General features: G+C 67.4%; 16 protein-coding genes. 2 read left to right on the top strand and 14 right to left on the bottom strand.

The features are described from left to right. Positions 1 to 14 precede the first annotated feature (14 nt). Entirely contained in the window at positions 15 to 851 is an 837-nt protein-coding gene (locus tag CFOUR_RS01170) for an NAD(P)-dependent oxidoreductase (RefSeq protein WP_085956884.1), read from the top strand. A gap of 74 nt (positions 852 to 925) precedes the next feature. Here CFOUR_RS01170 and CFOUR_RS01165 read toward each other — a convergent pair whose 3' ends face one another. From CFOUR_RS01165 to CFOUR_RS01115, 11 genes are all read right to left on the bottom strand, one after another. Further along, positions 926 to 1,684, bottom strand: a complete 759-nt coding sequence (locus tag CFOUR_RS01165) for a DedA family protein (protein WP_085956885.1) — start codon at positions 1,682 to 1,684, stop codon at positions 926 to 928. A 56-nt stretch (positions 1,685 to 1,740) separates the two neighbouring features. After that, positions 1,741 to 3,159, bottom strand: coding sequence for a protoporphyrinogen oxidase (locus tag CFOUR_RS01160; protein ID WP_085956886.1), 1,419 nt, complete (start codon positions 3,157 to 3,159; stop codon positions 1,741 to 1,743). Further along, complete coding sequence (gene hemE, locus CFOUR_RS01155) at positions 3,159 to 4,208, bottom strand: uroporphyrinogen decarboxylase (RefSeq protein ID WP_085956887.1); 1,050 nt, start codon at positions 4,206 to 4,208, stop codon at positions 3,159 to 3,161. The genes CFOUR_RS01160 and hemE overlap by 1 nt, the downstream gene beginning before the upstream one ends. Positions 4,209 to 4,219: 11 nt before the next feature. After that, a complete protein-coding gene (locus tag CFOUR_RS01150; protein WP_085956888.1) occupies positions 4,220 to 6,826 on the bottom strand; it encodes a heavy metal translocating P-type ATPase in 2,607 nt (868 codons plus the stop codon). Beyond that, positions 6,823 to 7,335, bottom strand: a complete 513-nt coding sequence (locus tag CFOUR_RS01145; RefSeq protein ID WP_230471874.1) for a hypothetical protein — start codon at positions 7,333 to 7,335, stop codon at positions 6,823 to 6,825. Before CFOUR_RS01145 ends, CFOUR_RS01150 begins: the two co-directional genes overlap by 4 nt. Before the next feature lie 11 nt (positions 7,336 to 7,346). Beyond that, positions 7,347 to 7,952 carry a hypothetical protein gene (locus CFOUR_RS01140; RefSeq protein WP_143338955.1) on the bottom strand — a complete coding sequence of 202 codons (606 nt, stop codon included), beginning with the start codon at positions 7,950 to 7,952 and terminating at the stop codon, positions 7,347 to 7,349. A gap of 10 nt (positions 7,953 to 7,962) precedes the next feature. Continuing rightward, positions 7,963 to 8,964 carry a porphobilinogen synthase gene (gene hemB / locus CFOUR_RS01135; RefSeq protein ID WP_413540767.1) on the bottom strand — a complete coding sequence of 334 codons (1,002 nt, stop codon included), beginning with the start codon at positions 8,962 to 8,964 and terminating at the stop codon, positions 7,963 to 7,965. Between the two features lie 77 nt (positions 8,965 to 9,041). Further along, a complete protein-coding gene (locus CFOUR_RS01130; RefSeq protein ID WP_290179675.1) occupies positions 9,042 to 10,802 on the bottom strand; it encodes a bifunctional uroporphyrinogen-III C-methyltransferase/uroporphyrinogen-III synthase in 1,761 nt (586 codons plus the stop codon). Positions 10,803 to 10,987: 185 nt separating this feature from the next. Continuing rightward, positions 10,988 to 11,869, bottom strand: a complete 882-nt coding sequence (hemC, locus tag CFOUR_RS01125; RefSeq protein ID WP_085956893.1) for a hydroxymethylbilane synthase — start codon at positions 11,867 to 11,869, stop codon at positions 10,988 to 10,990. Further along, on the bottom strand, positions 11,870 to 13,186 hold the full coding sequence (locus tag CFOUR_RS01120) for a glutamyl-tRNA reductase (RefSeq protein WP_230471747.1): 1,317 nt from the start codon (positions 13,184 to 13,186) through the stop codon (positions 11,870 to 11,872). A gap of 66 nt (positions 13,187 to 13,252) precedes the next feature. Further along, positions 13,253 to 13,489, bottom strand: a complete 237-nt coding sequence (locus CFOUR_RS01115; protein ID WP_085956895.1) for a glutaredoxin family protein — start codon at positions 13,487 to 13,489, stop codon at positions 13,253 to 13,255. A 76-nt stretch (positions 13,490 to 13,565) separates the two neighbouring features. Between CFOUR_RS01115 and CFOUR_RS01110 the strand changes: the two genes are divergently transcribed. Then, complete coding sequence (locus CFOUR_RS01110; RefSeq protein ID WP_290179672.1) at positions 13,566 to 14,576, top strand: HAD family hydrolase; 1,011 nt, start codon at positions 13,566 to 13,568, stop codon at positions 14,574 to 14,576. Positions 14,577 to 14,765: 189 nt separating this feature from the next. Here the strand turns inward: CFOUR_RS01110 and CFOUR_RS01105 are convergent, their stop codons facing one another. The 3 genes from CFOUR_RS01105 to proC all read right to left on the bottom strand — a co-directional run bounded on the left by CFOUR_RS01105 (position 14,766) and on the right by proC (position 16,291). Next, complete coding sequence (locus tag CFOUR_RS01105) at positions 14,766 to 14,867, bottom strand: 30S ribosomal protein bS22 (protein WP_003855542.1); 102 nt, start codon at positions 14,865 to 14,867, stop codon at positions 14,766 to 14,768. A gap of 231 nt (positions 14,868 to 15,098) precedes the next feature. Beyond that, entirely contained in the window at positions 15,099 to 15,290 is a 192-nt protein-coding gene (locus CFOUR_RS01100; protein ID WP_085956897.1) for a helix-turn-helix domain-containing protein, read from the bottom strand. A 191-nt stretch (positions 15,291 to 15,481) separates the two neighbouring features. Continuing rightward, positions 15,482 to 16,291: a pyrroline-5-carboxylate reductase gene (gene proC, locus CFOUR_RS01095; protein ID WP_290179671.1), complete on the bottom strand. Its 810-nt coding sequence runs from the start codon at positions 16,289 to 16,291 to the stop codon at positions 15,482 to 15,484. Positions 16,292 to 16,321: the final 30 nt, after the last annotated feature.

The raw sequence follows: 16,321 nt of genomic DNA, 5'->3' as shown, positions 1-16,321 counted from the left end.
CTATCCTAGGCCATATGAAAATCGCGTTTTTAGGCCTCGGTCGCATGGGCACGGAGCTCGCGCTCAAGCTCGTCGACGACCATGAACTGACCGTATGGAACCGCACCGCATCCAAGACGACACCGCTGGTAGAGCGCGGGGCTCGCGCCGCTTCCTCGCCGGCGGAGTGTGTCGAGGGCGCCGAGCTCGTGATCACTTCCCTGTTCGGCCCGGACACGGTGCGCGAAGTGGTTATCGAGCCCGCCTTGATCCCCGAGGGTGTCACCTGGGCCGACGCCACCACCATCTCCCCCGCCGACGCCGCCGACTTCGCGCAGGCCGTGCCCGGCTACGTGCACACCCCGGTCGTCGGTTCGCTCCCGCCGGCGCGCGAGGGCAAGCTCGGCGTGTACGTGGGAAGCGCCAATGCTTCTCGACGTCATACTGTCGCCACCGTCGTCTCCCCCTGGGCCGCGGCCAACCCGGAGCGCCTCAAGGAGGTCGACACCGCCGCCGGCGCCGCCACCGGCAAGCTGCTGGCCAACCTCGCCCTGGCCGTGACCATCGAAGGGTTCAAAGAGGCCCTCCTGCTCGGCGAATCCCAGGGGCTTTCGGAGCAGCAGGTGGTGGACATGCTCGGCTCCACCGGCCTGGAGTTCATCGTGAACATGAAAAAGCCGTTCCTGCTCGGCGAGCGCTCGGTGTCTCCAGGCGACTTCACCGCCGACGCCATTGCCAAGGACGCGCGGTTGATGCTGGACAGCGCCGATGCGGACCTGCCCGCCGTCGCCGCAGCGCTGGCGTCCCTGGAGACCCAGCAGGACGCCGGACGCGGCGACGAGGACTTCTCCACCGTGGTGGTCAACCGCTAGGGCCTGGTCCCGTCGGCGGTCTGTAGACGTCGGCAAGCAGTAGGCCCCGCCGAAGTCGAGTCCGGGAGGTCTACCTACTTCCCAGCCTCGATCTCGTTGCCCACGGCCTCCACAGCCCCGGACTTCTTCTTGCCCTGGTTGCGGAAGATACCGAAGAACACCACCACCAACAGCGCGATGGCGACCCAGTTAGCCACCTTGGCGTAGCCGTCGAGCACCTCGACCACCGGCTCGCCGATCCACCAGCCCAGGCCCAGGTAGAGAAAGGACCACAGCGTCTTCGCCACGAAGTCCAAGACCATGAACTTCCACAGCGGCATGCCGGTCATGCCCATGAGCACGAACACCACAAACGCGATCGGCAGCGGGATGGGCACATACGCCAGGAAGATGCCCACCCAGCCGAGTTTGACCGCCCAGCTTTCCACCCGCGCGATGTTTTTCGCCGCACGCGGGGAGTTCGCGGCTTGCACGTCCAGGATCCCGCGGCCCCACAGTTTGCCGGCCCACCAGTAGATCCAGTCGAACTTGATGTTCACGATCGAGCCGATGAGCAGGAACAACAGCCAGTGCGGCGCCTCGCCCACCGCGGCGAGCGCGCCCGTGGAGGCCGCGCCGAGGCGGGAGCCGGTCAGCGCGAGCATAATCGGCGGGTCCAGGCCCAGAAGCCACGCGCGCAGCGGGATCATGGCGAGGCCGAAGATGCCGACGAAGCCGAACCAGCCCAGGCACCAGTAGTCGGCCTTGGTGGGTTTGCTGTTCCACGGCAGGCCGTCTTCTTCCCACCATTCCTTCTCGGCGGTGGTTTCGCGTGTCTCCGCGTTGTCGTCCATAGCTGATCAACCTAGTGCACATTCACCTCCGCCCCCAACGGCAGTTGGGGGTGGGGCTAGGGCGTGTGCTTTGCGACGTCTACAGCTACCGCCCGCGCATCCGCAATCACTGCCGGCACGCCGACGCCTCCGGCCCAGGCACCGGTGATGGAGATGTTGGCGGCCTTTGGTTCGTCGTTAAGCAGAGTGCGCACCTGGGCGACGGTGGCGAGGTGGCCTTCGTCGAAGCGGGGCAGGCCGCCGAGCCAGCGCTGGACGTAGATTTCCTCCAGGCCGGCGGCGCGGCCGTCGAAGCCGGTGATGGTGTGCAGATCGTCGAGGGCCCAATCCACCAGGTCGTCCTCTGTGGTGGCGAAAGCGACGGTGTCGCCGAAGCGGCCGAAGCTGGCGCGCACGAGCGCCCCGCCGCGCTCGGCCAGGTGGGGCCACTTGCGGGAGGAGAAGGTGAACGCCTTGGCGTGGACGTCCTCGGCGCCGGTGGCCACGAGCACACCGGAGTTTTCGGGCAGGCCCTCGTCGGTGGCGAAGCGCATGCCCACCACGGCGGAGTTGGCCAGCTTGACGGTTTTCAGCTGCTCGGAGGCGGCGGGAGCGACCGACTTCAACAGCAGGGCTGCGGTGGGGGCGGGCACGGCGAGGATGACGTGGTCGTAGACGGTGTCCTCGCCGCCCTTGAGCCGGTACTTGGGGGCGTCGGCGCTGCCTTCGAGCTCGATGGAGGAGATGAACGCGTCGATGTAGATGTCGGCGCCGGATTTCTCCGCGAGCGTTTCGTAGAGCTCCTGGTAGCCGTCGCGGAAGGTCTTGAACACCGCGCCTTGGCCGGTGGGCATCTCCCGGCGGGAGCGCTCCAGGTTGGCCACGGCGGTGGACAGGTGGACGAGCCCGTCGGCGGCGAGGCGGTCGAACTCCCCGGCCAGCTGCGGGATGGTGGCGCGCACGCCCAGGTCGTCGGCGGTGCAGGAGTACACCCCGCCGAGCAGGGAGGACACGATGTTGTCCACCACCTCGTCGCCGTAGCGCTCGCGCACGAGCTGGCCCACGTTGACGTCGCCGCCTACTTCCCAGTCGAACCCGGCGCGCTCGGCTTCGGTGTCGATGCGCTCTGCGGTTTCCGCGCTGACCAGGTGCTTGACCGTTTCAGAGGACGACGGGATGCCCATCACGCCGCCGGTGGGCAGATCGCGCGCTTGGCCGTCCACCCACACCAGGGAGCGCAGGCCGGACGGCTCCACCAGGGAGTCCGCCAGGCCGAGCTCGGTGAAGAAGTCAACGGCGTCCTTCCGGCGCGCCATGAAGGCCTCCGCGCCCATGTCGGTGGGGCCGGCTTCGAAGGCGACGGTGTGCAGTTTGCCGCCGATGCGGTCGGTGGCCTCGTACACGTCGACCTTCACGTCCGCATCCGGGTTGCGCTTGCGCAGCTCAAACGCGGCGGTCAGGCCCGCCAGACCAGCACCGATGATGGCAATATTCATTAGCTCTCCTCGTGGATGATGCGCACGGCCTCAGTGATCGCGTCTGCGTCGGTGGTGGGCAGCACGCCGTGGCCGAGGTTGAAGATGTGGCCGGTGGCGTCCCCCGCGGCGATGGCGCGGGCGGCTTCCGCCTTGATGCGGGCCACCTCGCCGCGCACCACGTCCTCCCCCGCGAACAGCATGGCCGGGTCCAGGTTGCCCTGCAGCACGCGCGGGGAGGCGAAACGGGTAGCGGCGGTATCCAGCGGCACGCGCCAGTCCACGCCCATGACTTCGCTGCCGGCTGCGGACATGGCGCCGAGCAGCTCGCCGGTGGTCACCCCGAAGTGGATGCGCGGGATCTCGCCCGCCACGGATTCCAGGATCTTGGTGGAGTACGGCAGCACGAACTCGCGGTAATCGGCTTCGGTGAGAAAGCCCGCCCAGGAGTCGAACAGCTGCATCGCGTCAATGCCGGCGTCTACCTGGGTGCGCAAAAACGCGATGATGGTGGGCACCAGCCGGCGCATCAGCGCGTGCCAGGTCTCCGGCTCGGCGTGCATCATCGCCTTGGTTTTTTCGTGGTTCTTGCTCGGCCCGCCCTCGATGAGGTAGCTGGCCAGCGTAAACGGCGCGCCGACAAAGCCGATCAGCGCCTGGGTGTCGCTCAGCTCATCCAAGATGATGCGGATGCCCTCGGCGACTTCGGCCACCTCGTGCTCGAGCAGAGGCAGCTTGTCGACGTCGCTTCGCGTCCGCACCGCCTCCGCCATCACAGGCCCGCGCCCGGGGACGATCTCCACGTCCACGCCCGCGGCCTTGAGCGGCACCACGATGTCCGAAAACAGGATCGCCGCGTCAACGTCGTGGCGGCGCACCGGCTGCAGTGTGATCTCCGCGAGCAGCTCCGGCATGAAGCAGGAATCCAGCATGGGGATGCCCTCGCGCACTTTGCGGTACTCGGGCAGGGAGCGGCCGGCCTGGCGCATGAACCACACCGGGGTGCGCGAGGGGGCACGGCCGTACGCCGCCTCGAGCAGGGGTGCGTTGGTGAGATCGCGTCTGGTCATGGTGCCTCAGCCTACCGGCGAAGGCCCTGAACCCGGAACCTGCCGGCGCGGCGGGAGCTGTACTCCACAAGCAGGGAACTGCCCAGCATGAGCAGGGTCGCACCCACCGGCGGGAGCACTCCCGCGGCGGCGAGCACGATGGCGAGCGCGTTGTAGATGCCCGCGAACCAGAGGTTGCGGTCGGCGATGCCGTTGACGCGACGGGCGTGCTCTACAAGCTGGGCCACCGCCATGACATCGTTGCGCACCAGCACCACGTCGCACACGCTGTTCCAATTTGGCGCCTTGGTGCCGTAGAGGTCTTCCCCGGCGTAGAGGATGCCGGAATCCGCCACGCGCAGCACCGGCAGCACGCTGGAATCTCCCACCATGGCCACAATGCCGCCCTGGGTGTGCAGGGCGCGCACCGCGGCGGGCTTCTGCTGTGAGCGGATGCCGGCCAGCACTTGGGAGATGCCCAAAAAGTCCGCGAACCGGCGGGCCACCGGGTAGGTGTCGCGGGAGAGCATCACCGTTTCCACGCCCATGGATTCCAGGGTGTCCACCGCCTGGATCGCGTCCTCCTTGGCGGGGTCGAACAGGGTGATCACGCCGCGGTCCTTGCCGTCCCAGCGCACCACGACCGGGGTGCCGCCGGTGGTGGCCGCCACGGAGAGTTTGCCTTTCAGCTGCGACAGGTTGGTCGGGCGCCACAGGGAGGCGTCCAGGGTCTGCGTGCGGGCGTTATCGCCGGTGCCCCAGGTGGCAGTCACACGGCCGCCGAACTCGCCGTCCGGGGTGATCACGTCCTCGCTGACCTCGAGCCAGTTCGGCAGACGCGGATCCCCGGAGCGGGCATCGCGCACTTCGCGGGCAGCTTTGACAATGGCCCGCGACGCCGGGTGGTCCGAATCCGCGGACAGCACACCGGCGATGCGCACCACCAGCTCGCTGCTTTCGCCCTCGGCGGCGGTGACGGTTTCCACGCTCATCTTGGGCAGCACCAGGGTGCCGACGCGGTTGAACACGACCGTGTCCACCTTGGACAAAATGCGCAACGCATTGCCGTCGCGCACGAGCACACCGTTGCGCACCGCCGCCTCGATTCCCTGGCGGATCGCCAGCGCCGGCGAAATGGCCAAACTGAACGGCGCCACCACGATCAGGATGGCCAGCGCGGTGGAAGCGGCCGTGTTGATGTTGCCGGTAAACAGCAGCCATAAACCGAAGTCCAGCACCGCGATGGCGTACGCGGCCGGGATGAGCATGCTCGCGGAGCGGGTGGAGACCATCGTCGCCGCGTTCTGGTGCCGCGACGCCTCCTCCAGCCACCGCTGCACGGCGGTGAGCAGGGTGGTGTGCCCCACACGGCTGGCGCGAACCTTGATGTCGCCTTCGCGCACCACGGAGCCCGCCACCACGCGTTTGCCCACCTTCAGCTGCGGGTTGTCCCGGGTGTTCACCAACTCCCAGCCGGTCGAGCCCGAACCGCCCACCACTTCCCCGTCGACGGGGATGACCTGGCCGGCGCGGACGCAGACGTCGTCGCCACGCATGATCTCTGTGGCCGGCAGCATCTCGCTGCCGCCGCCCTTCTTGCGGTGGGTGACCTCGTAGAGGGCGTCCGCGCCGGGGCGGCGCGCCTCTAGCTCGTCGAGCAGGTTGGTGCGCACGCGCACGGAGAAAAAGCGGCCGAGCAGCAGCAGGGTGGTCACGGTGCAGGCGACCTCGAGGTAGAGCTCCGGGCCCTCCCCGATATCCAACGGCACCCAGTTGCCCGTGGATTCATAGCCGATGCGGCCAGCGTCCGTGAACAGCAAGGTGGCGAACGACCACAGGTAGGACGCCAAAATCGCAATCGAACTCGCGCCGTCCAGCGCGGACAGGCCCCGCCGCACGCCACCGGCCATCGCGCGGTGGAACGGGGAGGCGCACCACAACGCCACCGGGGTGGTCAACGCGAAAGCCACCCACTGCCAGCCGGGAAAGTTCAGCGCGGGCACGTACGTCAGCAGCAGCACCGGGATAGTCAGCAGCACCGCCAGCCACAGCCTGGCCGGGGTGACCAGGTCGCGGGCAGTAAACAGCACGTCGCCGCTGCGCCGCTGGGCGCGGGTCTTGTTCTGCACGAACCCCTGCGCGCGGGCGAGCAGGTGCGCCGCCTCTTCTTTGCGGTGGTGCTTCGCACGCCGCGGCATGGGGTGTTCCGTCCAGTAGCGGCCGTGCGCGCGGCGCTGCAGGGTGGAGTCCGTGACCACGGCTGTCACCCCGAAATCCTCGATGGTTTTGATCAGCTCCGGCAGCGGCATGGCCGCCGGCGCCGTCACCCATGCCATGCGGGTGGGATACACCAGGCGGGCGGAGACGCCCTCGAGGGATTCGAGCGCATCCTCGATTTCGGTCAGCTGCGGGCCGTCTTCCAGCCCCCTGAGCTCGAAGGCGTAGGAGGCGTTGGGGCGTACCAGCTCGCCGTCTAGGTCGCGCCGCGCGGTGGCGGGGTCGATGCCGACCTGCCGGGCGGCGTCGCGCGCCGCCGCGATGCACTCTTCGAGTTCCTCCCCGTCGAGCTCCGCCAGCTGGGCCCCTTCGCGCCCGGTCGTGCTCAGCGTCTCTAAGTCCTCGCCTTCGTACTTGCTCATTCCACGCCTTCCCACACATCGCCGCTGCGTTTATCCACGAACGCGTTGGCGTCGGGGCGGAACAGGAAAAACAGGGTGAAGACCAAAAGAACCACCACGACGAGCGACGCCCAACCGGCAACGCCGACGAAGAAGCCCGCGGCGTTGACGAACACCCCGCAGGCGATAAACAACGCCGCGAATCGGCGCGCGGTTTTGGACCCGCGCGGCAGGTACGCCGCAGCGGCCGCGAGCCCTAACGCGACGACGATGTTCGACCAGGTGAAGATGCGCAGGTTGGATGCGAAACGGTCGAACAGCTCCTGGTCTGCACCTTCGATCATCCATGCATCGGGCAACCGGTCCGGCACCCCGTTGGCCATGGTCACAAACGCGATCACCAGCATCAGCACCGCCGCCGCCAGGCTGAGGTAGTAGCCGGTTTTCAGCGGCCGCGGCCAGTCCGGCCCGACCTCACCGGTGTAGCGCCGGTTGTTGTCGTTCGGGTCCGACACCATGGTCGGAAACATCCCTGCCACCGCTATTTCTCCTCTGTCTCCGGCGCATCTTCATGTGCGGCGCCAGTGCCGGGCTTGCCTGATTTCGGCTTCGTCCACGCCACGGCATCCTTGTCCACTGAATAGATGATGCCCATCACGCCCGCAACACCGAGCACAATTTGGACCACACCGTCCACGCCGAACAGCGCCATGGGCACCGCCGTCGAGGCCGGGGCCATCATGAACAGCGTGAGCATGCGCAGCGCGAAGAAGCCGGAGAAGATCTGCAGCAGCCGGCGGGCATTTTCCGCCCACTTCGCCTGGTTGCGCACCGCGCGCAGCGCGAACGCGAACAGCACGATCACGCCCAGCTGCAACAGGGCCATCAGGAAGATAGAGCCGTACACGCTGGCGTTCATCAGCGCGTCCGAGACTTCCCCGTCGCCGTTTTTGGCGCGCTCTTTAGCCACCTCTTTCAGCGCCGACGGGTCGATGATGCTTGACACCACCGCAAAGATCTGGTGCACGACCTCGCCGCCGATCATCACGGCCCAGCAGGTGAGCATGTAGCGCACGGCTTCCGGCATGGAGCCTTTGCGCTTGTCCACGGCCTCCGGTTCCACCCTGCTCGGCGACCCCGGTGTCATTGGTGGCAAGCTAACCATTGAGCCTCTTTGCTGCCTCGATGGCGTAGTAGGTGAAAATCTGGTCTGCGCCGGCGCGCTTGATGGACATCAACGCTTCCATCATCGTCTCCTCGTAGTCGATCCAGCCGTTCTGGCCGGCCGCGTTCAGCATGGCGTACTCGCCGGAGACCTGGTAGGCCGCCACCGGCACCGGGGACGCCTCCGCAATCTTGGCCAGCACGTCCAGGTACGGCAGCGCCGGCTTGACCATGACAAAGTCCGCGCCTTCGGCGACGTCCAGCTCCGCCTCCAGCAGGGATTCGCGCACGTTGGCCGGGTCCTGCTGGTAAGTGCGGCGGTCGCCCTTGAGCGAGGAGCCGACGGCGTCGCGGAACGGGCCGAAGAACTTAGAGGCGTACTTGGCGGAGTAGGCCATGATCGCCACATCCTGGTAGCCAGCGTTGTCCAGCGCCTCGCGGATGGCGGCGATCTGGCCGTCCATCATGCCGGAGGGGCTGACAATGTGGGCGCCGGCGCGGGCCTGTGCGACGGCCATGTCGCAGTAGATGTCCACCGTGGCGTCGTTGTCCACGACCTCACGCCCGTGCGCGTCGGTGACCAGGACGCCGCAGTGGCCGTGGTCGGTGAACTCGTCCAGGCAGGTGTCCGTCATGATGATCAGTTCGTCGCCGAACTCCTTGCGCAAAAGCGCGATCGCACGGTTGAGCACGCCGTCTTCGCGCACTGCGACGGAGCCAGTGGCGTCTTTGTCCTCCTCGCGCGGCACGCCGAACAGGTCCACGCATTTCACCCCGGCGTCGAGCGCCTCGCGGCAGATTTCCACGAGGGAGTCCTCGGTGTGCTGGTACACGCCCGGCATGGACGGGATCTCGCGCGGCGCGTCGATGCCGTCGGCGATGAACACCGGGAGGATGAAGTCAGCCGGGTGCAGGCGCGTCTCCGTGACAAAGTCGCGGATAGCGGGGGTTTGCCGCAAACGGCGGGGGCGTCGAGTCAAGTCGTAATCAGCCATGCGCCACATCTTAGAACGCACCTCCGACACGACCCAGCCAGCGCACTTTCCCGGCCCCTGTCCAGCTGTCCCCAGAGCTATCCGGCTGCCGCCGCGGAACCTTCGTCCTTGCCCGTCGATTTCGCGGCGGCCTTGTCGGCGCTCGCAGCCGCGGACTTGCGGCGCTTCTTGCGCGGCGGCGGCAGCTGCCCGGCGGCGCGCAGGCCAGCCACGTGCTCCGCCAGAGCGTCGACGAGGTTGGGGATGTCGGCGACCTCCGGAACGACGTCGACACGCAAGCCCTGCTCCCGCGCCTCGGCTGCGGTGACCGGGCCGATACAGGCGATGATGGTGCGCGAATGCGGTTTGCCCGCGATGCCCACCAGGTTCTTCACCGTCGACGGGGAGGTAAAGCACACCGCGTCGAAGCCGCCGGTTTTGATCATGTCGCGCGTCTCCGGCGGCGGCGGGGCGGCGCGCACCGTGCGGTAGGCCACCACATCGTCGACCTCCCAGCCCTTGTCCACCAGGCCGTCGACCAGCACGTCGGAGCCTAAGTCAGCGCGCGGCAACAGTACGCGGGAGACCGGATCGATGTCCTCGACGTACTCCGGGAAGGCTTCCGCCAGCCCGGCCGCGTTCTGCTTCGTGCGGTGCGGCACCAACTCCGCCTGCATGCCGCGGGCGAACAACGCGTCGGCCGTCTTCTGCCCCACCGCGCCCAGGTGCACGCCCGCGAACGAGCGCGCGTCGAGACCCAGCTGCTCGAACTTGGACCACACAGCGTCGACGGCGTTGACGGAGGTGAACAGGATCCACTGGTAGCGGCCCTCCACAATGCCCTTGATCGCGCGGTCCATCTGCGCCGGGTTGCGCGGCGGCTCCAGGGAGATCGTGGGCACGGACTGCGGGATCGCGCCGTGCTGGGACAGGCGGGCGTTCATCGGCCCCGCCTGCGATTTCGCGCGGGGCACGAGCACGCGCCAGCCGTAGAGCGGGCGGTTTTCCCACCAGGAGTACTTCGAACGGTCGTCCGCCGTGGTGCCCAGCGTGACTACCAGCGGCCCTTCCAGTTCCGCGTCCAGCTTGCCCACGGTGCCCAGCGTCGCGTCGAAGGTGCGCTGCAGGCGGGTCGTGCCGCGCGTGGTCACCGTCAGCGGCGTTGCGCTTTGGAAGCCGCGCTGCGTGAGCTGCTCCACCATCTCGGCCAGGTTGTCCTGGGTGGCTTGGAACACCAGCGGCTGCGGCGCGGCGGCCAGCTGGTCCCAGTCCACGTTGCCGTGGTTCAGGTCGGCCTCCGTGTACGTCGAGCCCAGCGCAATGCCGGCGAACGAGGGCACCGTCGACGGCAGCGACATCCCCGGTACCACTTGGAATTCCATCCCTGCGGCGGCAACGGCGGAGATTTCGTCCATCACCGTGTCGCGGGTGAGCGGGTTGCCGCACACAAGCCGGATCACGTCGCCGTCGCCAGCCTCGCCGCGCTCGACCGCGTCCGCGGCTTCTTGCAGCGCTTGCTCAAGCTTTGCGACGATCGTTCCGCCGTCCAGCCCTACCTCCTGCAACTCCGCAGCGGTCGGGTCCTCCGGGCGGGGCGGCTTGCGCCGCGCACCGGCTTCCTTCGCCTTCGCGCACATTTGCTCGTAACAGGCGTCGGCCGCGTCCATCTTGGCTTTCGGCACTGGCAGCGCCGCCGCAACCACGTTGCGGACCCCCGTTGACACTTCCGGATCTACAAGGGCGATAGAGTTGGATTCCATCACCTCGCGGGCGCGGACAGTGAGCAACTCTGGGTTGCCGGGTCCTGCACCGACGAAAATCACCTTCCCCGGCTGGGGGGTGTGAGTGGGCTCTGTCATTCAGAAATCTCTTCTAGGCACAAATAAACCGCCCCCGCGCGGCTGGGTCAGGGCTGCATTCCGCCCTGCCTACCCGATTGCACGGAGGGTAATGAACGTATGGTATCTCCAACCATAAAAGGCTTCTGCCTAAGAACAAAACCATCATGTTGCCGGCGGGGTTTGCGCACCGGCGACGCGGGCCGCTAATCCATCAGATCGGCGGCGCCGCGCTGCAGCAGCGCCTGCGCAACCTTGCGGCCCAGCTCCACCGGGTCGGCGCCTTGGGCCTCCTCCACCAGCTGGCGAGAGCCGTCGAGGGCGAACACGCCGGCGCGCAGGGACACACCCTGTCCGTCGAAGGTGGCCGAGGCGGCAACCGGCGCGGTGCAGCCCGCCTCCAAGGTGGCCAGCACGGCACGCTCAGCGGCGGATTCGGCGGTGGCGGCGACGTCCACAATCTTGTCAACCGCCTCGCGCGCAGCAGCATCGTCCGCGCGGCATTCCACGGACAGCGCCCCCTGTGCGGGCGCGGGCATGAACACGTCCGTAGCGAAGACCTCGGTCGCGCGGTCGCCGTAGCCGCCGCGCACCAGGCCGGCATAGGCGAGGATGATCGCGTCCAGCTCCCCATTTTCCACGTAGCTCATACGGCGCTCGATGTTGCCGCGCAGGGGGCGGATGTCCAGGTCGGGGCGCATCGCCTTGAGCTGGGAGACCCGGCGCGGCGCGGAGGTGCCCACACGCGCGCCTTCGGGCAGCTCGGCCAGGGTGAGCCCGTCGCGGGCGATGAGCGCCTCACGGCTGTCCTCGCGCACTGGGATGACCATGTGGGCGCGCGGCTCGTCCGCGGTGGGCAGGTCCTTGAAGGAATGCACGGCAATGTCCACCTCGCCGTTGAACAGCGCCTCGCGCAGCGCGGAGGTGAACACGCCTACGCCGATGCGCTCGACCGGCGCCTGGGACAGGTCGCCCGGGGTGGTGACAATCTGCAGCTCGGCGGGGTGGCCGTGTGCTGCCAGCGCGTCGCGCACGTGGCCGGATTGGGTGGTGGCCAGGTGGGATCCGCGGGTGCCAATGCTGAACATCTACTTCTCCTTGCCGTGCAGTTGCGGGTTGAGTTCCTCAGGCAGCGGCAGGCGCTGCGCCTGCACCGCCACAGACGGGGTTTCCAGCCCGAACAGTTCGCTGACCGCCTCTTCCACGCTCACCGTCTGCGCTGTCGCCGCCAGCTCCTTGATCTTCACCGTCGGCTCGTGCAGCAGTTTGTCCACCACGCGCTTGACCATGCGGGAGACCTGGTCGAAGTCTGATTCGGACATCTCCGGCAGGCGGGTGCGCAGCCGCTGCAGCTCCTGCCCGGAAATCTCGGCGGCGTTGCGGCGCAGCCGGGTCACCGCCGGGGCGACCTCGCGCACGCGCTGCTCGGAGCCGAACGTGTCCACCTCTTCGGCCACGATCGCCTCGGCGCGGCGCAGCGCCCTGGAGTCCTCGTTGTCGCTGCCGCGCATCGTCTCGTGCAGGGACTCGATATTGACCAGGTCCACGCCGTCGATGTCGGCCACCGCGTCGTCGATGTCGCGCGGCAGGGACAGATCCGCCAGCACGAGCGGGCCGGGGATGTCGTCCGCGGTGATGGTGAATTCGTCGGAGGCGGTGGCCGAGACCACCAGGTCCACCTGGCCCAGCACGGTGGCGCGGTCGGCGAAGTCGACCACGTCCGCCGGCACGCCAGCTTCACGGGAATGCTGCGCCAGGCGCTCGGCGCGGTCGCGGGTGCGGTTGGCCAGAATCAGCGAATCAATCCCGTTTTTGCCCAGGTGAGTCGCGGCGAGCGAGCTCATGGCACCGGCACCGAGGACGAGGGCACGCTTGCCCCGGAGGTCGTCGACACGCAACAGCTCCATCGCCCGCTCAAGCGCGACGGTGACCATGGACGCACCGGAGTCGTCGATGCCCGTCTCCGAGTGCACGCGCTTGCCGGTGTGCAGCGCCGCCTGCGCCAACGAGTGCAGGTTCGGGCCGACAGTGCCGCGCTCGACGGCATCGACGTAGGAGGTGCGCACTTGGCCGATGATCTGCTGCTCGCCCACCACCATCGAATCCAGTCCGGAAGCGACGGTGAAGATATGCTCGGCCGCCGCATCCGCGTAGCGCACGTACAGGTAGCTACGCAGCTCAGCCACATCCACCCCGGATACGTCCCCCAGCACGCGCAGCACGTCTTCCACGCCAGAGTGGAACGCGTTGGTGACGGTGTAGACCTCCAGCCGGTTGCAGGTGGAGATGATCATCGCCTCAGACAACGACGGCTGCGCAATCAGGGCGCTGGCCGCGCCGTGCTGAACCTCCGAGTCCATGCTGAGCCGTTCTAGCAGGGCCACAGGCGCCGACCTGTGCGACATCCCTACAAGCAGAACACTCACGCAAAACCCTCCAGTCCGTTGAAAATCAAACTAAAGGATAGTCCTTTAGTTGGACAGCGCCGCGTCCAGGTCGTCGTTGTCCACTTCCCAGCAGGCAAACTCCTCACCGTCGATGACCACAACGGGCACGCGGTCGCCGTATTCCGCAGCGAGGTCGGCGTCCTGGTCCACGTCCACGAGCGCCAGCTGCACGCCGTGGTTGCCCACCACGGGCGCGATCTGTCTCGCCACCCGTTCGCACGAGCCGCACGTGGACCTCACCATCAGCTCGACCTTTTTCATCCCCGCTCCTCCTTCAAGCACCGGCGTTGTACGATTAGCTCACTGTAATACCCCACCCGGAAGGGCCGTTTTTCTCATGTCTGATCAGCGCGAACTCCTCGCGCAGTGGTCCCAGTCCCAAGGCAACCTGCGCCGTTTCCTCGAGGACCGCGTGATGCCTCCGCTTGACGACGACGCACAGCGCACCGCCGGCCGCGCCGCCGCAGCCGCCGCGGTGGAAGAGACCTTCGGCATCAACATCGACGACTTCGCCCTGGGCGTGGACTCCGTCGGCGGCGCCTTCGCCACAGCCGGGCGCCACAAGATCACCCAGCCCGACCCGGAGATCCCCCAGGACACCGAGGCCGCGGCCTTTTTCGACGTGGACAACACGCTCATCCAGGGCTCCTCGCTCATCCTGCTGGCGCAGGGGCTGTTTAGAAAGCGCTTCATCACCCTGTCCGAGCTCGCCCCCGCCCTGCGCAAGCAGCTGCGCTACCGCCTGTCCGGCTCCGAAAACGCCGCGGACATCGCCGAGGGCCGCGAACAGGCGCTGGCGATCGTCAAGGGCAAAAGCGTGGCACAGCTGAAGGAGGCCTGCCGCGAGATCGTGGACAACCGGATGCTGGAGAAGTCCTACGCCGACACCATCGAGTTGGCCTCCATGCACTTGGCGGCCGGCCAGCAGGTGTGGCTGGTCTCCGCCACCCCGGTCCAGATCGGCCAGGCGCTGGCGGAAACGCTGGGCTTTACCGGCGCGCTCGGCACCGTCGCGGAGGAGGAGGACGGCAAGTTCACCGGCCGCCTCGTCGGCGACATCCTCCACGGCCCCGGCAAGCAGCACGCCGTGGCGGCGCTTGCCGCGCTCCAGCAGCTCGACCTTTCCAAGTGCACCGCCTACTCCGACAGCATCAACGACTTGCCCATGCTGGAGATGGTCGGCTTCCCCGTGGCCGTAAACCCGGACCGGGCGCTGCGCAAGCACGCCAAGGCGCAGGGCTGGGCGGTCCGGGACTACCGCTCGGTGCGGCGGGTTCTCCGCGCCAGCGTCGTCCCGGCGGCGCTGGCCGGTGCCGGCGCGTGGTGGTGGCTGCGCAAGCGCCGGTGAGCGGTTTACGTGCCACCTCGGCGAGGGTGCTTACTCCTGGATGCTTATCCCTCGAGTGCCTTGTGGCACGATACGGCTCCGCACCTGCGAAGTAAGCATCCTCGGGTAAGCATTTGGGGACCGGAGGACGTCGATAGGCATCACCGCCCACGAAAAAGCCCGCCCTCTCAGGGGCGGGCCACACTCGGCTTACTTGCCGAGCTTACGACGCTGCACGCGGGTGCGGCGGAGCATCTTGCGGTGCTTCTTCTTGGACATGCGCTTGCGGCGCTTCTTGATGACAGAACCCATCGGGCTACCTCTTTTCTGCTTGAAGTACGTACGTACGTGGCCGGCGCAACCGCTTCCGCGGCACGTGGAAGGTGCACACTCCCACAGGTGGTGGCCAACCTGAACATGCAAAGCATACCGCCAGGGCTTTTCAGGGCCAAAAAGCCTTCCGCGGAAACGAGACACCCGCCGCGCCGGAAACCGGCGGCGGCGGGTGTCTTTCCTTGCTGCCCTGTAAACGGGGACCGGAGCTTATCCCACGTCGTAGACGGAGGACTCCAGGTACTCGCTTACAGCCGACTCGTTGACCCGGAAGGAGCGGCCCACGCGGACGGCGGGCAGCTCGCCGGAGTGAACGAGGCGGTAAACGGTCATCTTGGAAACGCGCATGATCTCCGCGACCTCGGCGACCGTCAGGAACTTTCCTTTATCTTCGTTAACCACTAATTCATACCTCTCGGCACGCAAACGCGCTGCAGGCTTCCCCTCCCGCAGGACGAACACGCACGTGCTTGAACCACCCTAACGTGAAATGAGCGTCGAGTGCGACTTAAGTGGAAGAAAATTTTCAAAGTGCAGGCAGTCAACCTACAGAAACGGTTGTGAAAGTTGTGATTAGGGCGGACGGGCCGCGGCTACTGGCCGAGCTCGTCCGAACGCTTCGCGCAGATCTCCGTCGCGCGGTAGAACGCGCCGCGGATGCCAGACTCCTCCAGCTCGCGGATCGCGCGCACCGTCGTCCCCGCCGGCGAAGACACCTTCGCCCGCAGCTGAACCGGACTGTCCTCGCCCTCGAGCATCACACCGGCGCCCGCAGCCGTCGCACACGCCAGCTGCTCCGCCAGCTCGCGCGACAGGCCGAGGGAGACGCCAGCGTCCACCAGCGCCTCAGCCACCAAGAAGAAGTAGGCCGGGCCGGAGCCGGAGATGGCGGTCACGGCATCCATCTGGGACTCGGCGATCTCGAACACCTGGCCCACAGTGGACAAAAGCTTGACGACGTCGTCCCGTTGCCCCTCATCAACAAACCTGCCGCACGCGGCGGCCAGCACACCCTTGCCCTGGAGCATCGGGGTGTTGGGCATCACGCGCACGATCGGCGTGCCGGCGGCAGAGACCGCCTCCTCCATCGAGGCGAGGGTGATGCCAGCGGCCATCGAGACGAGCACGGGGCACGTGTCGGCGACTGTCAGCTCCTCGCCCAGCTGCGCGATGACATCAAGGATCTGCGCGGGTTTGACGCACAGGAGCACCACGTCCACATCGCGCACCGCCTCCCGGTTGTTGGTGGTGGTGCGCACGCCGTAGCGCTGCGCCAGCTCGGCACCGCGGGATTCCGACCTGTTCGTCGCGGTGATCTTCGCAGGATCCACCCCGGCGCCGACGAGGCCGGAGATGAACGCTTCCCCGATGTTTCCCGCTCCGATGACGGCGATGCGGTCCATGGTGCTCCTCCTTACGGCGCTGCAGCCGTG

Source organism: Corynebacterium fournieri (assembly GCF_030408775.1).
GTDB classification, from domain to species: domain Bacteria; phylum Actinomycetota; class Actinomycetes; order Mycobacteriales; family Mycobacteriaceae; genus Corynebacterium; species Corynebacterium fournieri.
The sequence above is the reverse complement of the archived record's forward strand: the minus strand, read 5'-3'. Positions and strand labels throughout refer to the sequence as shown.

What these genes read in the sequence shown, in the direction of transcription:
- CFOUR_RS01170 (WP_085956884.1), top strand. Translation starts at nt 15, where the DNA reads ATGAAAATCGCGTTTTTAGGCCTCGGTCGCATGGGCACGGAGCTCGCG.
- CFOUR_RS01165 (WP_085956885.1), bottom strand. Translation starts at nt 1,684, where the DNA reads ATGGACGACAACGCGGAGACACGCGAAACCACCGCCGAGAAGGAATGG.
- CFOUR_RS01160 (WP_085956886.1), bottom strand. Translation starts at nt 3,159, where the DNA reads ATGAATATTGCCATCATCGGTGCTGGTCTGGCGGGCCTGACCGCCGCG.
- hemE (WP_085956887.1), bottom strand. Translation starts at nt 4,208, where the DNA reads ATGACCAGACGCGATCTCACCAACGCACCCCTGCTCGAGGCGGCGTAC.
- CFOUR_RS01150 (WP_085956888.1), bottom strand. Translation starts at nt 6,826, where the DNA reads ATGAGCAAGTACGAAGGCGAGGACTTAGAGACGCTGAGCACGACCGGG.
- CFOUR_RS01145 (WP_230471874.1), bottom strand. Translation starts at nt 7,335, where the DNA reads ATGTTTCCGACCATGGTGTCGGACCCGAACGACAACAACCGGCGCTAC.
- CFOUR_RS01140 (WP_143338955.1), bottom strand. Translation starts at nt 7,952, where the DNA reads ATGACACCGGGGTCGCCGAGCAGGGTGGAACCGGAGGCCGTGGACAAG.
- hemB (WP_413540767.1), bottom strand. Translation starts at nt 8,964, where the DNA reads ATGGCTGATTACGACTTGACTCGACGCCCCCGCCGTTTGCGGCAAACC.
- CFOUR_RS01130 (WP_290179675.1), bottom strand. Translation starts at nt 10,802, where the DNA reads ATGACAGAGCCCACTCACACCCCCCAGCCGGGGAAGGTGATTTTCGTC.
- hemC (WP_085956893.1), bottom strand. Translation starts at nt 11,869, where the DNA reads ATGTTCAGCATTGGCACCCGCGGATCCCACCTGGCCACCACCCAATCC.
- CFOUR_RS01120 (WP_230471747.1), bottom strand. Translation starts at nt 13,186, where the DNA reads ATGTCGCACAGGTCGGCGCCTGTGGCCCTGCTAGAACGGCTCAGCATG.
- CFOUR_RS01115 (WP_085956895.1), bottom strand. Translation starts at nt 13,489, where the DNA reads ATGAAAAAGGTCGAGCTGATGGTGAGGTCCACGTGCGGCTCGTGCGAA.
- CFOUR_RS01110 (WP_290179672.1), top strand. Translation starts at nt 13,566, where the DNA reads ATGTCTGATCAGCGCGAACTCCTCGCGCAGTGGTCCCAGTCCCAAGGC.
- CFOUR_RS01105 (WP_003855542.1), bottom strand. Translation starts at nt 14,867, where the DNA reads ATGGGTTCTGTCATCAAGAAGCGCCGCAAGCGCATGTCCAAGAAGAAG.
- proC (WP_290179671.1), bottom strand. Translation starts at nt 16,291, where the DNA reads ATGGACCGCATCGCCGTCATCGGAGCGGGAAACATCGGGGAAGCGTTC.